The sequence below is a fragment of the Bacillus sp. CH_70 genome, assembly GCF_038007045.1.
Taxonomy (GTDB): domain Bacteria; phylum Bacillota; class Bacilli; order Bacillales; family Bacillaceae_G; genus Bacillus_A; species Bacillus_A cereus.
On sequence record NZ_JBBOWL010000001.1, the window covers coordinates 1,207,902 to 1,226,986 of the forward strand.

The window sequence follows — 19,085 nt, forward strand, 5'->3', positions numbered from 1 at the left end:
TTTCTCCTGTAGCATATACATAAGAAAAAGGAGGGATAAAGATGGGGATTGTTGAAACAGCTGAATGGCTACATTTATATTATGGACGGCCAGAGAAACTTTGTGAGAAATTTACGAAGTATATTCCGTTGCCAAAAGAAAGGTTGTATCGCTTTTTAATTTCAAAAGGGATGTATCGCCCGATCATGCGCGGGGAAAAGGAAATTAAAGAATTAGAGGAAAAGGAAATTTGGAAAGAGTTGAGCCTGGAGTATGATAAATTGAAAAATTGGTTGAAAGGTCCTGATGTCCCTGTCTTTATTTTATTATCAGATTCCTATAATCGAACTGTGCAAGAAGAGTATAACGGTAGGGCTGGATTATCAATGCGTCATGTTATTTTCTTATTCGTATGTGGACGGAATTCGGTAGAAGAATTAAAAGTGTTATTGGCGCATGAATACCATCACATATGCAGGTTACATCAAATTGAGACGAAAGAAACAGAATATACATTACTTGATACAATGATTATGGAAGGGCTAGCTGAGCAAGCAGTGACGGAAAGATATTCAGAAAAAAACAATGCACCGTGGACGGCGTATCTTTCAAAAGAAGAGGCTATTTATTATTGGAAAAATGTTGTACATGAAAGAATAAGTATAAAACGAGGAACAAGGGAACATGACATCTTATTAAATGGCTTTCACTCTTATCCGAAGATGCTTGGCTATGCGCTTGGATTTCATATTGTCAAAGATTGTGTAACTTTGGAAGGAGAAGATACACTTTCTTTATTATCTATAGATGCAAAAGAAATATTGAATAAAGCAAATACATTTCATATATAAAAAAACAGGGGCTCTATTTCCTGTTTTTTTAGTATTAATAGAAGAAAAAATAATAATTAGAATATATTTCCTCAAGTGGAATAAAGTTAAGCAAAAATGAACATAATGATTGGTACAAACAGTAGTGAAGTGAGGGGTAGTGAATGTTATATCTACATGATGTATGGGTAAATTGGTTTGAAGGTGAAGAGAATGGGTATAACGTTTGTCATTTTTACGAATGGCGGAAAGATGATACGATTGAGCTATTAGATCAAGTGCCATTATTAAAAGTAGATGCCACATTATATCATTACATCGAGAACGAATTGTTAGAGCTTCCGCAAAAAATGCTGGAAGACGTACATCATAAGGCTTATATTCGTAAAAATCATGAACGTTTGCAGCAAGAGTATTGCTTTGTTGTTACAGATGGAAAAGGAATTATTGCGATTGACACAATTGGTTACAATGTACCAATTCGCAAAAGCAGACTTATACCACGCCAAGAGCAGATGGTATATGAGATGGTAGAAAACGTACAAGCAGAAAAGTATGAGTTCCAAGTAGAAGAAACAGAAAAAGAACATCACATTTTATCACCATCGCCTTTCATTATGAATGGCTTGACTCGTAAAGAAAGACAGCTAAAACAATTATTATTTATGGCGTTAGATCAATTACATACAACGAAAAATACAGCAGAGATTCGCTATTGGTACACAGAGTGGGATCCATCAGCATATGGAACGGTTCAACATATGGAGTTCGAGGATATTTGGGCTAGACTGTATGATGAAGCGAAAGCTGGCTGGTCTGAGAAACATGAACAATTATGCGAGCGTCTCGTAAAAGGACAGCCATTTTTTGAAAAGTTATGGGAAATGGAAAATGAGCAAAAGGTAAATTAAAAAACCGCCAATTGGCGGTTTTTTAATTTTGTAGTAATCTAGCTCCGGCTCCTAGCCCTTCGCTTTATATGTTACCTACGTTTTCTACTTAACCCCATTGCATTTTCTACTTTGCGTAGTTGTTTGAATGCAACGCGGTTTGCTTTTTCTGCACCTTTGTCTAGAATTTCGTCTAGTTCTGGTGAGTTGATTAGTTCGTTATATTTGTCTTGGATTGGACGAATTGCTTCTACGACTACTTGCGCTAGGTCGCCTTTGAAGTCGCCGTATCCTTTTCCTTCGTACATTGCTTCAATTTCTTCAACTGTTTTTCCAGAGAATGAAGAGTAGATTGTTAATAAGTTAGAGATACCAGGTTTGTTTTCTTTATCAAATTTCACAATACCTTCAGAGTCAGTAACAGCACTCTTAATTTTCTTTTCAATTGTTTTTGGCTCATCAAGCATACTAATCATTGATTTTGGATTCGGATCAGATTTGCTCATTTTTTTCGTAGGTTCTGTTAATGACATAACGCGAGCTCCTACTTTTGGAATACGAATTTCAGGCATTGTAAAGATTTCACGGTAACGTTTGTTGAAACGCTCTGCTAGGTCACGTGTTAATTCGATATGTTGCTTTTGATCATCACCAACCGGCACGATTTCAGTATTGTAAAGTAAAATATCAGCAGCCATTAATGGTGGATACGTAAGTAATCCAGCTGGAACTGAATCTCTACCAGAAGCTTTATCTTTATATTGCGTCATACGCTCTAATTCTCCAACGTAAGCAACAGATTGCATGATCCAACCTAGTTGAGCGTGTGCTGGTACTTCTGATTGTACAAATAAAGTAGCTTTTTCAGGGTCAATGCCACATGCCACATAAAGTGCAGCAAGACTGCGGATGTTTTTACGAAGTTGTACGGGATCTTGAGGTACTGTAATCGCATGTTGGTTTACAATACAGAAATAACAGTCGTGTTCATTTTGAAGCTCTGTAAACTGCTTCATTGCTCCTAAATAGTTTCCAAGTGTAATCGTTCCACTTGGCTGAATACCAGAAAAGATAACTGACATAAGTAATTCCTCCTAAAATTGAATGCGTGATGGGGGAAGAGAAGGCAAACAAAAAAGCCCATTCATCCCAAAAACTATAGGGACGAATGGACCGCGGTACCACCCTAATTATTTCACTACTGTGAAATCTCTCTAATCCATAATAACGTTTGGATATAACGCCAAAGCCTACTACTTTCGGTTCGGTTTGGTGCTCAAAAGCCCATTCCATACTGTACAATTACTTGTTCACACCGACCACAAGCTCTCTGAAATTGCCTCAATATGTACTCTTCTTTATCATCGCATACATATAAATTTATTTATTGTTACTTGAGCTCTTTTAATATGAAAGAACTAAAGTTTTATAACAAAATGTTTTGCTGATTATTATATCATATGGGATAGTGTTTGCAAACTACATCAAAATAGTAAAGCTAATAAGGGTCGAGAACAACCCAAGAACGATACCTGTAATACAAATTGGATATGTCCATTTGAATGAATATGTTTTATAAATACGTTCTTTCTTATCTGTAGGTTCCTCGACTTCTTCAATTAAAGAGTCAATCTTTTTATTCGTACCAAATACTCTTTGGAATGCGTAAATGGTTACATTGAAAAAACCATTTTGAAATATGTATAAAAAACCGCCGATAAGAATAAAAAACAGTGCAATATAAAACAAGATGTTGACAAAATTCAACAAAAATTGCGATGAAATGAGGAATGCGCCAATACTAGAAGCGATTATCGCTATGAAAATTAGTATACAAGTATGAAAAAAAACTTTATTCAAAATGTTCCCCTCCGTCAAAATATTACTAGAATTATTATACTATAAAAGCTATAATATGTACTAGAATTAATTTTTTGAAAATTATACGCAATTAAAGGTCTGATTTCAAGATGATGGTATCAATGTTAACGTATCCCTTTACAAAAAAATAAAAATATAAACATTTTATTAAAAATTTTAACAAAAAAACAAAAAACTATATTCACAATTGTTATATTATATGTATAATGAAAATTGTAGAAACTTGGAGATTATTCTTTCAATTCTACTTTTTAACAAGTGAGGGTACAGGAAGTGCAATTAGGGGAGGCAACACAACATGAAGAAAAAGATACCGTTATTACTTGCATCGACTTTAACTGCAAGTATGTTGCTGGGTGCGTGTAGCTACCAAAAAGATGACGCAAAAGCAAAAGGGAAAGAAAACACTACGAGTAGTAGTAACGGAAAGCAGGTTCTTAATTTAACAGAGTTATCTGAAATTCCGTCAATGGATGCATCGCTAGCATCTGACTCTGCATCTTCTACAGCATTAAATAATACGATGGAAGGTTTATATCGTATCGGCAAAGATCAAAAGAGAGTGCCTGGAATTGCAGAAGATGTTCAAAAGCTAGATGACGGAAAGAAATACATATTTAAATTAAGAAAAGATGCAAAATGGTCGAATGGGGAGCCTGTAACAGCAAAAGACTTTGTGTATTCATGGAAAAGAGCAGTAAATCCAGATACAAAAGCGACGTATTCGTACATTATGTTTGATATTAAAAATGCAGAGAAAATTCATAAAAAAGAATTACCTGCTGACCAATTAGGTGTAAAAGCGATTGATGATTATACATTAGAAGTGGAATTAGACAATCCCGTTCCTTACTTTGTTGATTTAACAGTTTATCCGGTATTTTACCCACTAAATGAAAACTTTGTAAAAGCACAAGGTGATAAGTTTGGGTTAGAGGCAAATACAACATTATATAATGGACCATTTGTTATGAGTGATTGGAAACATGAGCAAAGCTTCCAGTTTAAGAAGAACCCATCATATTGGGATAATAAAACGGTTAAAATCGAAGAGATTAACTTTAATATTGTAAAAAATACGTCAACTGATGTAAATTTATATGAGACAAACTCGATTGATCGTGCGGCTCTAACTTCAGAATTTGTTGATAAGTTTAGACAAAGCTCAGAATTCCACACAAGAAAAGAAGCAGGGGTTGCTTACCTAAGATTTAATCAAAGTAATCAATACTTAAGTAATAAAAACTTAAGAAAAGCAATTTCAATGTCCTTTGATCGTGATAACATTGCGAAAGTTATTTTAAATAATGGTGCGATTGGAGCTTATGGATTTGTTGGAAAAGATTTCGCTGAAGGTCCGAATAAAAAAGATTTCCGAGCTGAAAATGGAAAGCTAGTTGAAACGAATCCAAAAGAAGCGAAAAAGCTTTGGGAAACAGCGAAGAAAGAGCTTGGCACTGATAAAATCGAACTAGAATTCTTAAACTTTGATAATGAAGATGCAAAAAAGGTTGGTGAATTCTTAAAAGGTGAGATGGAAAAAAACTTACCTGGTTTATCAATTAAAATTAAACAGCAGCCATTTGCACAAAAAAATAAATTAGAAGATTCTCAGCAATATGATATTGCGTTTGGTATTTGGGGCCCAGATTTCCCAGATCCAATCTCATATTTAGATATGTTTGTTACAAATGGTTCTCAAAATAAAACAGGGTATTCTAATCAGAAATATGATGAGTTAATTCTAAAAGCTAAAACAGATACAAAAGATTTACAAGCACGCTGGAACAACCTTTTAGAAGTAGAGAAGATGTTAATTAAAGAGGATGCAGTTATCACTCCAATCTTCCAAAAAGGTTCAGCATATATAGTAAAAGATGCTGTAAAAGATATTATACCAATCAACTATGGTGGTAGATTAACTTACAAATGGGCATCTGTTGAACAAAAATAATCTTTTTTTCCATCGTTTACAGGGGTATATGCCTATGATGGGCATATGCTCTTATTTTAAAAAAATAAAAGTAAGAATATTTTAAACTATCTTATTGCTTTTGAGAAAAACGGGGAGGTGCTTGACTATGGGACGTTATGTATTAAAACGTTTCGTGTACATGGCTTTGACATTATTTTTAATTACTACGCTGACTTTCTTTTTGATGAAATTACTTCCGGGTTCTCCGCTTAAAAACCAGGAGAAGCTATCACCGGCACAAAAAGAAATCATTCTTGAAAAATACGGATTGAATGATCCGGTACCAGTTCAATACGCACGTTACTTAGGTAACTTAGCAAAAGGTGATTTAGGGGTATCATTCCAATATGATAACCGTCCAGTAACAGATATGATTGTGGATCGTATTGGACCATCAGCACAGCTTGGTTTACAAGCGATTATATTAGGAACATTTATCGGTTTAATTTTAGGAATCGTTGCGGCACTTCGTAACAATACGTGGGTCGATTATGGAGCGACAATTATTTCCGTACTCGGGATGTCGGTACCATCATTCGTATTCGCCGCTTTACTACAATATTTCGTAGGGGTAAAACTTGGTTGGTTCCCAGTAGCGTTCTGGAAAGGACCAGAGTTTACAGTAATGCCTACAATTGCTTTATCGATGGCAGTTATCGCAACAATCGCACGTTTCTCTCGTGCAGAATTAATTGAAGTTATGCAAGCCGATTACATTTTAACAGCAAAAGCTAAAGGAATTAGCCAAGGCGTTATCATTGTCAAACACGCACTTCGTAACGCATTAATTCCAGTAGTAACAATTTTAGGACCAATGGTTGCGGCATTAATTACAGGAACACTTGTTATCGAGCAAATTTATGCTGTACCAGGACTTGGGGAACAATTCGTTAAATCTATTACAGTGAATGACTATACAGTTATTATGGGAACTACGATTTTCTATAGTGCGATCTTCATTTTAGTTATTTTCATTGTCGATATTTTATACGGAATTATTGATCCTCGTATTCGTTTAGCGGGAGGGAAAAAATGATGAAAGATGTACAAAAATTATCTCCAGATTTATTTCAACAAGCCAATCAAAATAATGTTGATAATGAAGTCATTGCCCGTCCAAGCTTAACGTTTTGGCAAGATGTAAGAAGACGTTTATTCCAACATAAAGGTGCGATGATTGGTTTCGTATTATTAAGTCTTATTATATTACTAGCGATTTTTGGACCGATGGTAAGTAAACACTCGTATAAAGAGCAAGATTTAGGTCGTGCGAAAATGCCACCGAAAATTCCTGTTATTGAAAATGTTCATTGGTTACCATTTGACGGTACAGATCAATATGGTGTTGACCAATATGAAAAACGTGATATTAAAGAGTACTTCTGGTTTGGTACAGATGATCTTGGTCGTGATTTATGGACAAGAACATGGGAAGGTACACGCGTATCATTATATATCGCTCTTTTAGCAGCAGCAATTGACTTAGTAATTGGGGTTGCATACGGAGGTATTTCAGCGTTTTATGGCGGCAGAGTAGATAATATTATGCAACGTATTATGGAGATTATTAACGGTATTCCATACTTAATCATCGTTATCTTAATGGTAATCATTATGGGATCTGGTATATGGTCAATTACACTCGCAATGGCAATTACAGGTTGGATAGGGATGTCGCGTATCGTTCGTGGACAAATCCTGAAATTAAAAAACCAAGAATATGTATTAGCATCTCGTACATTAGGTGCAACAAATACACAATTAATTGTGAAACATTTAATTCCAAACGTAATGGGACCTATTATCGTAATGACAATGTTTACAATTCCATCAGCGGTGTTTGGTGAAGCGTTCTTAAGTTTCATCGGTTTAGGAATTCAGCCACCATTTGCGTCACTAGGTTCTCTTGTAAATGATGGTTATAAATCTATTCAAACGTATCCGCATATGATGTTCATCCCTGCGGTTGTCATCAGTATATTAATTTTAGCGTTTAACTTAATGGCAGACGGATTACGCGACGCGTTAGATCCAAAAATGCGTAAGTAAAAGAGGGGAGAGGCAAAGATGAAAACATTGTTAGAGGTAAAAGATTTACAAGTCTCCTTTGATACACATGCAGGTGAAGTACAAGCTGTACGCGGCGTTACTTTTGATTTGAAAAAAGGAGAGACATTGGCGATTGTAGGAGAATCTGGTTCAGGGAAATCAGTTACTTCTAAAGCGTTAATGGGATTAATTCCGAATCCTCCTGGACGCATTAAAAATGGTGAGATCGTATTTGAAGGTCGTGACTTAACGAAATTAACAGAAAAAGAAATGCAGCAAGTACGTGGTAAAGATATCGCGATGATTTTCCAAGATCCAATGACATCATTAAACCCAACGATGACAATTGGAAATCAAATTATGGAAGGCCTTATTAAACACCAAGGGATGAGTAAAGCAGACGCACGTAAAGTTGCGTTAGAATTAATCGACCTTGTAGGTATTCCAAATCCAGAAGCTCGTTTAAAACAATATCCTCACCAATTCTCAGGTGGTATGAGACAGCGTGTAGTTATTGCGATGGCGTTAGCTTGTAACCCGAAATTATTAATTGCCGATGAGCCGACAACAGCGCTAGACGTTACGATTCAGGCGCAAATTTTAGAACTTATGAAAGACATTCAGCAAAAAACAGAAGCGGCAATTATTTTCATTACGCATGACTTAGGTGTAGTAGCAAACGTTGCTGACCGAGTGGCAGTTATGTACGCTGGTAAAGTTGTTGAAATTGGAACTGTAGATGAAATTTTCTATAATCCGAAACATCCATATACTTGGGGCTTAATCGCATCTATGCCAAGTTTAGATGGCTCAGAGGAAGAGTTATATGCAATTCCTGGAACGCCTCCGGATTTATTAAAGCCGCCAAAGGGTGATGCTTTTGCACCACGTAACCCACAGGCACTAAAAATTGATTTTGAAATGGACCCACCTTTATTTAAAGTAAGTGATACACACTATGCGGCAACTTGGTTACTTCACGAGCAAGCTCCAGAGGTAAAACCGCCGGCAGTCGTTGAAAAACGTATTCTTCAAATGAAAGCAGGTGAACAACATGACTAAACAACGTGAGAAATTAATTGAAGTAAAAAATGTAAAGCAGCACTTCGACGTGAGTGGTGGTGTTGTCAAAGCGGTTAATGATATTTCATTTGATATTTACCGCGGAGAAACATTTGGTCTTGTAGGAGAATCAGGTTGTGGTAAATCAACTACTGGAAGAACGATTATTCGTTTATATGATGCAACTGCTGGTGAAGTATTGTTCGATGGTGAAAACGTACATGGTAAGAAATCACGCGCAGAATTGAAGAAATTCAACCGTAAAATGCAAATGATTTTCCAAGATCCATACGCATCATTAAATCCTCGTATGACAGTAGGGGATATTATCGCAGAAGGTATTGATATTCACGGATTAGCGAAAAGTAAAAAAGAGCGCATGGACCGTGTTCATGAACTATTAAACACAGTTGGTTTAAATAAAGAGCACGCGAACCGTTTCCCGCACGAATTCTCAGGTGGACAACGTCAGCGTATCGGTATCGCTCGAGCGCTTGCTGTAGAACCAGAATTTATCATTGCGGATGAGCCGATCTCAGCACTTGACGTATCGATTCAGGCGCAAGTTGTAAACTTACTGAAAAAGCTACAAAAAGAAAAAGGTCTAACATACTTATTCATTGCCCATGATTTATCAATGGTAAAATACATTAGTGACCGCATCGGTGTAATGTACCGTGGTCAAATCGTTGAGCTAACAACAAGTGAAGAGTTATATGCGAATCCAGTTCATCCATATACGAAATCACTATTATCAGCAATTCCGCTACCAGATCCAGATTATGAGCGCAATCGTAAACGTATCGTATACGATCCATCGCAGCATGATTACGGTAGCGAAGTGCCAACAATGCGTGAAATTCGCCCAGGACATTTCGTACTATGTTCTGAAGCAGAGTATAAGAAATATAAAGAGATTTATCAATAATAAAAAAAGCCATTCTTCCATTAAGGAAGGATGGCTTTTTTCTATACTATATAAATGAGTTGTCGGTAAGTCGATATAAATTGCATTTATTAATAAATACATCATGATCAAACAAGTACTACTGTGCCTGAACAGAACCAATCTCGTCTTGCTCTTCTGGTTTCACAAGTGCGTAACGTTCCCACGCCCTGCTTTTCCAGCGGAAGAACATAATAATGGCACGCGTCCATTCGTCGATGGCGATCGCTAGCCAAATACCAACGAGCCCCATATCTAAATGAAAGGCGAAAAAGTAACCTAGTGGTAAACTCATTAACACCATAGAGAATGCACCGATTAAAACAGGATATTTTGCATCGCCAGCTGCTCGAAGCGAATTAATGATGACGATATTCATCGTACGTCCCGTTTCAAGTAGTACACTTAGTAAAAGAACACTTGCGCCTAACCCGATAATGTGCGGATTATCTGTAAACAGTCCCATTAATTGTGTACGGAATGTAATAACGAGAGCGACCATACATAGAGTTACACCAATCGCCCATTTTACACTTTTCCACAAGCGTTCGTATGCTTCATCCTTTTCGCCACCACCAACAAGGCGGCCAATAATAATGGCTGTTCCCATACCAATCGCAATTGCAAATAAATAAGTGAACATGGAAATGTTAGTAGCGTATTGTCTAGCAGCTAATGATTCCGTTCCTAAGTACGTTGCGTAATAAAGGAAGACGATTTGACAAGCTTGATACATCACTTGTTCAAATGCAGATGGAATACCGATTTTTAAAATTTTCCCAATGTATTCTTTGGATAAGGTGAAGTAATATTGTAATTTCACGCGATATTCCATAACGCGGTATAGTAACCAGAAGAAAACAATAAGTGCAATCAATCGACTGATAGCGGAAGAAATTGCAGCCCCTTGTACACCGAGCTCAGGGAAACCAAATTTTCCGAAAATGAGTACGTAGTTTCCAGCGATATGAATAATATTCATTCCGAGTGAAATAAACATCGCTTGCTTTGTAAAACCATGTACACGGATAATTGCGGCTAATGAGTTAATGATAGCTTGCAGGAAGATAGCTCCTCCGACGATAGATAAGTAGTTTTGCGCATACGTTAGTACATCGCCTTGTAAGTTCATTGCGAGCATCATATGTTTCGAAAATAAAAGAAAACCAGCGCTTATAACGAGCCCAACTATTAAATTTAATGTGACGGCTAATGCTGATATTTTAGATGCTTCCATAAAGCGTCTGGAACCGAGGTATTGAGATACAACGATAGCAGCGCCGTTCCCGATGACTTCTAATACCAAAATCGCAATATGGAGATATTGATTCGCTGCACCAACCCCAGATACAGCATCGTCTGATAATACACTTAACATGAAAGTATCAGCGATCCCCATCAACATAAAAAGAAAAACTTCTAGAAAAATAGGCCATGTTAATAAGAATAAACTTAATTTCTCTGTCGGCCCATTTTTTTCCTGAATTGCTGTCATGTCCGTCCCCTCTTTACCGATATCTATTTTTAGCAAAATGTATCGTAACATACTTTCTTATCCTTTGCACTCATTTTAGCCTACATATTTTTAATATGAAGGGACTGCTATTTTATGTTAAAAAGGTTGGGATAATTATACATAAAGTATTATAAAATATAAAATTCATTTTTCTCTGATAATTTAGAAAAGTATAAAAAATATTGTTTTTAACACTTTAGTAAGAATAATCAGCAATATGAAACGTTTACAAAGATTTATTTTTTAACAGGAAATTTTAATGAAATAGAAATATAAATATACAAAAAATATATTTGTGTGTATAATATGAATTATTAGAACATATATATATTTCTTTCTGTTTGAAAATGAAAGGGCTAACATTTTTTTGGAGGGTGGAAGTATGAAAAAAAAGATACCAGTTTTTGTAGCATCAACAGTAGCGATGAGCATGATGTTAGGGGCATGTAGCTATCAAAAAGATGAACCGCAAGCAAACGCAAAAGGGGATAGCGGGAAAAGCGGTGCGAAGCAAGTTATTAACTTAATTGAAACACAAGAAATTCCAACGATGGACACAGCATTATCAGCTGACGCAGTTTCTTCAAGAGTAATGAACAATACGATGGAAGGCTTATACAGTTTAGGAAAAGATGATAAGCTAGTTCCAGGTGTAGCGAAGGAATTTAAAAAGTCAGAAGACGGTAAAAAGTATACGTTTAAGTTACGTGAAGACGCGAAATGGTCAAACGGTGAGCCTGTGACAGCGAAAGATTTCGTATACGCATGGCAAAGAGCGATTAATCCAGATACAGCTGCGAAATCAGCTTATATTATGTACGATATAAAAAATGCAGAGAAAATTAATAAAAAAGAGATGAGTCCTGATCAACTAGGTGTAAAAGCAATTGATGATTACACATTAGAAGTTGAATTAGACAATTCCATTCCATATCTTGTAGATTTAATGGTATATCCAATCTTCTATCCTGTGAATGAGAAATTTGTTAAAGAGCAAGGTGCAAAGTTTGGTTTAGAAGCAAATACTACACTTTATAACGGACCATTTACATTAAGCGATTGGCAGCATGAACGTAGCTTTAAAATGACAAAGAACCCATCATATTGGGACAATAAAGAAGTGAAGATTGAAGAAGTAAACTTTAATATTGTAAAAGATACATCTACGCCAATTAACTTATATGAAACAAATGCAATTGATCGAGCGTCGTTATTAGCGGAGTTTATCGATAAATATAAAGGAAAACCAGATTTCCAAACAGTAGAAGATACATCTGTATTCTTCCTACGTTTAAATCAAAAAGATCCAGCTTTAGCAAATAAAAATATTCGTAAAGCAATTTCACTTGCTTTTGACCGTAAGCCATTCGTGGATACATTATTAAACAACGGTTCTAAGCCAGCGACAGGATTAATTCCTGATAACTTCATTAAAGGACCAGATAAAAAAGATTTCCGTGCTGTAAACGGGGATATTGTAAAACCGAACGTGAAAGAAGCGAAGAAATATTGGGAAGCTGGTAAAAAAGAACTTGGTAAAAATGAAATCGAATTAGAATTATTAAATGAAGATGTAGAGTTATCAAAGAAAACTGGTGAATATTTAAAAGGTGAATTAGAAAAGAATTTACCAGGTTTAACAGTAAAAATTAAACAACAACCATTCGCACAAAAACTAAAATTAGAAGATGCGGGCGATTATGTCATGTCATTCTCTGGATGGAGTGCGGACTTCCCAGATCCAATTACATATCTTGATATGTTTGTAACAGATGGGTCACAAAATAAGATGAAGTACTCTAATCCAAAATACGATGAAATCATTATGAAGGCGAAAAAAGATGGAAGCGATGTAAATGCTCGTTGGAAGAACTTATTAGAAGCAGAAAAAATGTTACTTGATGATGCTGCGATCGTTCCAGTATATCAACGTGGTAGAGCATATTTACAAAGAGATTCAATTAAAAATATGTATAACCATAAATATGGCGGCGATTTAAGCTTTAAATGGGCGTCAGTAGAGAAATAAGAAAAAAAGCAGGTGATCGCCTGCTTTTTTTTAATACGTTCGTTTCTTATAAATGCCTTTTCCGCCAACTTGGTTCCAGCCAGATTGTACATCCAAACTTTTGTTAACAAACTTCATTTTTTCTTTTCCACCAAAGAGCTTTTCGCCGATGCTATTTGTAATGACACCAATCAATGCTGTTATTCCGATGATGAGGGCAGCAACCGTAATAAAATCAATAAAAAAAGCAATCATTTGAAAACTCCCCCTTTGCCTGTCTGTATGTTTATTGTATGAGATAAAAAATGAAAAAGAAAGAAATGTCAGAAAAATATTTAATTTACTTTAGAAATCGTGTAGACAGGAGGAAGGATATTTGTTAAAATAAGAACAAATGTTCCTTTTTATTCTCATTTGTATAGTCTTACATTTCTTAATTGATTTATCAAGAAAAAGTAAGAAAACGTTCTCTTTTTCATAGGGAAGATTATAGATAAATAACTATATATTATATGAAAAATCTATGAGAAGTGAGTAGTAAAAGGATTGAAAGTTATTGTTAAAGTACAGCTGAAGTGAGCGTAATCATGTTACATAGCAGTGAAATACACGGAAGAGTTTTCTCAACTAGCAGGAAATTTGCTGTATATTTCTTGCAAAATCTATTGTATAATGATTATAGAAGTTACTTATTAAAAGTAATTGTTGTTTATTATAAGTTGTTGCTTACATGAAATGCGATTTTTGTACTTTTCAATAAGACAAGTTATCGCGAAAAATTGCTGAAGTTAGAAATTAAAACTGTATGTAGTACAGAATTTGTACTCTTTAAGGAGAGTGAGCTTTGTATGGTAACATTATATAGTTCTCCAAGCTGTACGTCTTGTAGAAAGGCGAAATTATGGCTAGAGGAAAATCATATTCCCTATACAGAACGTAATATCTTCTCAGATCCATTAACGATTGAGGAAATTAAAGAGATTTTACGTATGACAGAAAGCGGAACGGATGAGATTATTTCTACTCGTTCGAAAGTTTTCCAAGAATTGAATGTAAACTTAGAGTCTTTACCACTTCAAGATTTATATAAGATGATTCGTGACTATCCAGGAATTTTACGTCGTCCAATTATGATTGACGAGAAACGTCTTCAAGTTGGTTACAACGAAGACGAAATTCGTCGTTTCTTACCACGTACAGTAAGAACGTTCCAATTACGTGAAGCACAACGTCTTGTGAATTAATTATAATAATATGAAAACCTTCTACCTATTATATAGTAGAAGGTTTTTTTTAATGTTTCACATTGCGTAATCGAACTTGTTTTACGATAAAGCCGATGCATAAAATAGTGAAAATGAACAAATAAGGAATGCTTGCGGTGAAACTTGGGTTGTTATGAAAAAAGATTGCAAGTCTGTCTTCATGTGTAACCATTTTCCCTGCAGTATAGGCAAGAATTGCTGCACCGCAATAAATGAGGAATGGAAATCGTTCCATAAGTATTAAAATAAGTTTACTGCCCCAAATAATAATAGGGATAGAAATGAGTAAGCCGATTATGACGAGTAAAAATCTCCCGTGAGCTGCACCTGCAATGGCAATAACATTATCAAACCCCATAACGAGATCCGCGAAAACAATTGTTCGTACAGCTTGAAATAAAGTTGTTTTTCCTTGAATGGCAGAAAGGTCGTTGCTATCATCAGTTAATAAATTGACTGCAATTAATGTAAGTAAAACCCCGCCAATCAATTGTAGAAATGGAATGTCGAGTAAATAGACAGCTAGTATAGTAAGGACAATTCTTAGTACGATTGCTAAAAGAGTACCGATCAAAATAGCTTTATTTCGTTTCGATTCAGGTAAATTTCGGCTAGCTAGTGCGATGACGATTGCATTGTCACCACCTAATACAACATCGATACCGACAATCATTAGTACGGATGTTAAAAACTCTAAGTCCATTCGTCTGCCTCCATTTATGATGTTTTAATAAGCGAACTGTATGTATGTGATGAAGAAAGTTGTTGTTAAATAATCTCTTCTAATAGAAGTTTCACCTTATTACAGTGTACGGGGGAATGTGGAAATGTATGTCCAAATTTTTTGTAAGTAAGAAATCGCTATAATAATATATTTATGTAGTTGATCGAGTAAAGATAGGCATATAACTATTTTTGTAAAATAAATCGATTTTATTTCCATTCTGGAGAATCTTATCATAAAATGAGAGTACAAGAATCTATTGATTTGTCATATGAGTGGGGAATCCCTTCATAACAATTCTAAGCAGGAAGGGAGAGTTGTATTTTGGATATTGAAAGAATTAATGATCATACGATGAAATTTTTTATTACGTACATTGATATAGAGGATAGAGGATTTAATCGTGAAGAAATTTGGTATGATCGCGAACGAAGTGAAGAGCTCTTTTGGGAGATGATGGACGAAGCTCGTGATCATGACGATTTCTTTATTGATGGGCCGTTATGGATCCAAGTGCAAGCAGTCGATAAAGGGATTGAAGTACTTGTCACGAAAGCAGAGCTTTCAAAGGATGGGCAAAAGCTGGAACTACCGATAGGGGTAGACAAAATTATAGATATTCCTCTAGATGAAGGCATTGAATCATTATTCCAACAAGAGTTAGTCGAAGAGGTAGAAGAACAAACAGGAACAAACTTTAATGAAGATGGTACGTTTGGCTTTTTAATTAAATTTAATGATTTTGAAGATGTCATTTCATTAAGTCATCGTCTTATCTTTGAAGATATAAAAGATGAGCTGTATTCATTTGAGGACCGCTATTATGTATATGTGGAATTCGATGAAGTGCTACATGATGAAGAAGAAATCGATCGTATTTTAAGTATTGTTTTAGAATATGGGGAAGAATCAACTTTAACAATTCATCGTGTAAGTGAGTATGGAAAACAAATTGTGAAAGAGCATGCGCTTGAAACGATTCGCAATAATTTTCCTGCTAAAACGTAGGCCGATTTCTGTAGTATGAAATCGGCTTTTTATATGAAGAATAGGAAAGCTTTCTTAGTTAGGAGGTAAGAGATGAAAAATACGTTAAAGCTGATTTTCTTTATCCTGCTATTGTTCGCATTATTTGTTTCGTTACGTATGTTTATTGATGTAGCATTTTATTCAGATGTGATTGGGATAAAAGATGTTTCGATTTTAGGTATTATTAGTATTTTATTTACAGTATCTGCGTTTTTAATTGGTTGCGTTATTTTCTTAGAAAATCGCCATCCATCTAAAACACTTACATGGTTAATTGTGTTAGGGATTTTTCCGGTATTTGGCTTCTTTGCTTATTTATTATTTGGGCAAAATTTTCGGAGAAAAAGAATGTTTCAAAAGAAGGCGTTACTTGATGAACAGGCGTTTTTACAATATAAAGGGCATGAAGATTACGAAGAACGAATTTTACGCAATCATAAGCATCAAGAACTGTTATTTCGTTTAGCGGATCGATTAGGTGCTTTAAATATTTCATTTCAAACTGAAACGAGGACATTAACAAATGGAGATGAAACGTTTCAGGCCATTTTAAATGGGTTAAAACGAGCGAAACATCACATTCATATGGAATATTACATTGTGCGTGATGATAAATTAGGAACAGAAATTAAAGATATTTTAATACAAAAATCAAAAGAGGGCGTTGTTGTTCGCTTTTTATATGATGCGGTTGGAAGTTTTAAGTTATCGAAATCGTATATTGAAGAATTAAACGATGCAGGTGTAGAAATGATTCCGTTCTTTCCTGTGCGCTTTCCGATTTTAAACGATAAGATTAATTATCGAAATCATAGGAAAATTGTTGTGATTGATGGGAACGAAGGGTTTGTAGGCGGATTAAATATCGGTGATGAGTATTTAGGAAAAAGTAAATATTTTGGCTTTTGGCGAGACACGCATTTGTATTTACGTGGTGAAGCGGTTCAAAGTTTACAGCTTATTTTCCTTCAAGATTGGTTTTATATGACTGGAGAGGCTGTGCTAGCTCCGGAATATTTACAAGCAAAAGCAGTTGAGGGTGATCATTGGGGAGGAGTACAGCTTGTCGCAGGCGGCCCCGATAATAAGTGGGAAACGATTAAGCATTTATATTTCGCAATGATTGCGTCTGCTCGGAAATCTATTTGGATTGCAACGCCGTATTTTATTCCGGATGATGATATTTTATCCGCATTAAAGGTTGCTGCACTTGCTGGTATTGATGTTCGTTTATTAATGCCGAGTAAACCTGATAAGCGTACTGTCTTTTACGCATCGAGATCGTACTTCCCAGAGCTTTTAGACGCAGGAGTAAAGATATATGAATACGAAAAAGGTTTTCTTCATAGTAAAATTGTCATCGTTGATTCTGATTTAGCTTCAATTGGGACAGCTAATATGGATATGAGAAGTTTTCATTTGAATTTTGAAGTAAATGCCTTTTTATATGATACAGATAGCATTAAAAGACTTGTTCAAGACTTTAAAGACGATTTAGAAGAATCCAGTGAAATTCACGTCGATCGTTTTCATAAAAGGCGTCTGCATAGACGAATTGTTGAATCAACGTACCGGTTATTATCGCCATTATTATAAAAAGAGATGTCCGAAATTGGGACATCTCTTTTTTAAAAGGAATTTGTAATAAATTGTAGAATATAAGGAGCTGAAAGGGTGTGATTCCGATATTTATAGCTAAAAGAGAAAACGGAGAAAAAATTCATTTACTCTATAATTGTAATGAAGAGCTTTTGCGCCGTATGCGCCAACAGGAACGATTCTTTTGTGTAGCTTGTGGAAAGGAAGTGCAAATGAAATTAGGGAAACAAAAAAGTTGGCATTTTGCTCATAAAAAAGTGGATTCATGTCTTGCCTTTTATGAAGCGGAATCAACGTATCATATGCACGGTAAAGAATTGTTATATAGATGGTTCAAACGTCAAAACTTTCAGGTGGATATAGAGTACTACCTTCCGGAAATTAAGCAACGACCAGATATTTTTGTAGAGAGGGCGGGCAGAAAAATTGCAATTGAATACCAATGTGCAAACCTTGCTATAGAGCAGCTGTACAAAAGAACCTATTCATATTGGCGAGCTGGTATACAGGTCATTTGGATCGTTGGTGGAAATCAATTGAAAAAGCAATCTGCATATTGGATGAAATTCTCCTCACTTATGGCTTTCTCCTTACAATCTTATCCTCAACCATTTCTTATTTTCTTCTGTTCGAAAGAGAAATCATTTATGAAATGTGCATTTGTCACTCCATTTTCTACAAACATCTTTTTCGCGCATACTGTATATTTACCAATCGATAAAACTACTTTTGAAATGCTTTTTTCTCCCGTTCCTTTCGAGAAAGAGATACTAAGGGAAGAGTGGAAGAAGAGAAAGAACTACTTCCGCAAAAATGCCCTGCCGATTTGGAATTATAATTATAAGTCATTATTACGCCTCTTATATCAATTTAAATGTACCCCAGCGAGCTTTCCTTCTGAAATTGGTGTTCCACTCCCTTCTGGATTTGCTTTTCAAACAAACCCATTTATATGGCAAGCTTTTTTATATATGAAGTGTATAGGGGGGCTTGCAGTAGGAGAGTGTATTTCTCTTCAATATGTGTGTAGTTATGTAAAAAGGTATACGAAAAGGCGGATACTTCCGTACTTTTCACAGCACACATGGAAAGTGGCAGTTACTGAATATATGACATTTTTATGCTATATAGGTGTATTGCATAAAGCGGGAAGTTATACGTACCGAAAAATAAGGGATGTAGTGATGTTAAAAACAGAGGAGGAAATTATGAAACATGATGAGATTTGCTTAATACATGCGCTATCTTTATTTGAGGCAAATTTTAACATGAGAGGAGGAAAAGGGGATATAATAAAGAATGATTGTGAAGGAATTACATAAGAAAAAACGA

At 35.4% G+C, this 19,085-nt stretch carries 17 protein-coding genes and 1 other annotated feature; of the genes, 12 read left to right on the top strand and 5 right to left on the bottom strand.

What is annotated here, in order from left to right:
- The first annotated feature begins 41 nt into the window (after positions 1-41).
- A complete protein-coding gene (locus N2V79_RS06175) occupies positions 42-830 on the top strand; it encodes a DUF2268 domain-containing protein (RefSeq protein ID WP_053565023.1) in 789 nt (262 codons plus the stop codon).
- A gap of 143 nt (positions 831-973) precedes the next feature.
- Positions 974-1,720 carry a YjbA family protein gene (locus N2V79_RS06180; protein WP_000966129.1) on the top strand — a complete coding sequence of 249 codons (747 nt, stop codon included), beginning with the start codon at positions 974-976 and terminating at the stop codon, positions 1,718-1,720.
- Between the two features lie 71 nt (positions 1,721-1,791).
- Here the strand turns inward: N2V79_RS06180 and trpS are convergent, their stop codons facing one another.
- Both trpS and N2V79_RS06190 read right to left on the bottom strand, forming a co-directional pair.
- Positions 1,792-2,781: a tryptophan--tRNA ligase gene (trpS, locus tag N2V79_RS06185; RefSeq protein ID WP_063546790.1), complete on the bottom strand. Its 990-nt coding sequence runs from the start codon at positions 2,779-2,781 to the stop codon at positions 1,792-1,794.
- Positions 2,782-2,856: 75 nt separating this feature from the next.
- Positions 2,857-3,073: a binding site (T-box leader), on the bottom strand.
- A 105-nt stretch (positions 3,074-3,178) separates the two neighbouring features.
- The gene (locus tag N2V79_RS06190; RefSeq protein WP_001044985.1) at positions 3,179-3,559 is read right to left on the bottom strand and encodes a DUF3899 domain-containing protein; all 381 of its coding nucleotides are present in this window, start codon (positions 3,557-3,559) and stop codon (positions 3,179-3,181) included.
- A 319-nt stretch (positions 3,560-3,878) separates the two neighbouring features.
- On the opposite strand from N2V79_RS06190, the gene N2V79_RS06195 reads away from it, so the two are divergent.
- From N2V79_RS06195 to N2V79_RS06215, 5 genes are all read left to right on the top strand, one after another.
- Entirely contained in the window at positions 3,879-5,534 is a 1,656-nt protein-coding gene (locus N2V79_RS06195) for a peptide ABC transporter substrate-binding protein (protein ID WP_000727213.1), read from the top strand.
- Positions 5,535-5,661: 127 nt separating this feature from the next.
- Complete coding sequence (opp3b, locus tag N2V79_RS06200; protein ID WP_000534166.1) at positions 5,662-6,591, top strand: oligopeptide ABC transporter permease; 930 nt, start codon at positions 5,662-5,664, stop codon at positions 6,589-6,591.
- Positions 6,588-7,604, top strand: coding sequence for an oligopeptide ABC transporter permease (opp3C, locus tag N2V79_RS06205; RefSeq protein ID WP_000974103.1), 1,017 nt, complete (start codon positions 6,588-6,590; stop codon positions 7,602-7,604). The genes opp3b and opp3C overlap by 4 nt, the downstream gene beginning before the upstream one ends.
- Before the next feature lie 18 nt (positions 7,605-7,622).
- Positions 7,623-8,666 carry an ABC transporter ATP-binding protein gene (locus N2V79_RS06210; RefSeq protein ID WP_000854346.1) on the top strand — a complete coding sequence of 348 codons (1,044 nt, stop codon included), beginning with the start codon at positions 7,623-7,625 and terminating at the stop codon, positions 8,664-8,666.
- On the top strand, positions 8,659-9,594 hold the full coding sequence (locus N2V79_RS06215) for an ABC transporter ATP-binding protein (RefSeq protein WP_016082471.1): 936 nt from the start codon (positions 8,659-8,661) through the stop codon (positions 9,592-9,594). The genes N2V79_RS06210 and N2V79_RS06215 overlap by 8 nt, the downstream gene beginning before the upstream one ends.
- A gap of 118 nt (positions 9,595-9,712) precedes the next feature.
- Here the strand turns inward: N2V79_RS06215 and N2V79_RS06220 are convergent, their stop codons facing one another.
- Positions 9,713-11,158, bottom strand: a complete 1,446-nt coding sequence (locus N2V79_RS06220) for an MATE family efflux transporter (protein ID WP_340719709.1) — start codon at positions 11,156-11,158, stop codon at positions 9,713-9,715.
- Positions 11,159-11,510: 352 nt separating this feature from the next.
- Between N2V79_RS06220 and N2V79_RS06225 the strand changes: the two genes are divergently transcribed.
- Positions 11,511-13,157: a peptide ABC transporter substrate-binding protein gene (locus tag N2V79_RS06225; RefSeq protein WP_053565020.1), complete on the top strand. Its 1,647-nt coding sequence runs from the start codon at positions 11,511-11,513 to the stop codon at positions 13,155-13,157.
- 30 nt (positions 13,158-13,187) lie between these two features.
- Here the strand turns inward: N2V79_RS06225 and N2V79_RS06230 are convergent, their stop codons facing one another.
- Positions 13,188-13,391: a hypothetical protein gene (locus N2V79_RS06230; RefSeq protein ID WP_000559971.1), complete on the bottom strand. Its 204-nt coding sequence runs from the start codon at positions 13,389-13,391 to the stop codon at positions 13,188-13,190.
- Between the two features lie 593 nt (positions 13,392-13,984).
- Here N2V79_RS06230 and spx point away from each other — a divergent pair.
- Positions 13,985-14,380, top strand: a complete 396-nt coding sequence (gene spx, locus N2V79_RS06235; protein ID WP_000258267.1) for a transcriptional regulator Spx — start codon at positions 13,985-13,987, stop codon at positions 14,378-14,380.
- A 49-nt stretch (positions 14,381-14,429) separates the two neighbouring features.
- Here spx and N2V79_RS06240 read toward each other — a convergent pair whose 3' ends face one another.
- Positions 14,430-15,104, bottom strand: coding sequence for a TerC family protein (locus N2V79_RS06240; RefSeq protein WP_069355211.1), 675 nt, complete (start codon positions 15,102-15,104; stop codon positions 14,430-14,432).
- A gap of 345 nt (positions 15,105-15,449) precedes the next feature.
- Between N2V79_RS06240 and mecA the strand changes: the two genes are divergently transcribed.
- From mecA to N2V79_RS06255, 3 genes are all read left to right on the top strand, one after another.
- A complete protein-coding gene (gene mecA, locus N2V79_RS06245) occupies positions 15,450-16,133 on the top strand; it encodes an adaptor protein MecA (protein ID WP_000350715.1) in 684 nt (227 codons plus the stop codon).
- Positions 16,134-16,205: 72 nt separating this feature from the next.
- On the top strand, positions 16,206-17,750 hold the full coding sequence (locus tag N2V79_RS06250; RefSeq protein ID WP_000799191.1) for a cardiolipin synthase: 1,545 nt from the start codon (positions 16,206-16,208) through the stop codon (positions 17,748-17,750).
- Between the two features lie 80 nt (positions 17,751-17,830).
- Positions 17,831-19,075, top strand: coding sequence for a competence protein CoiA (locus N2V79_RS06255; RefSeq protein WP_000612280.1), 1,245 nt, complete (start codon positions 17,831-17,833; stop codon positions 19,073-19,075).
- Positions 19,076-19,085 lie beyond the last annotated feature (10 nt).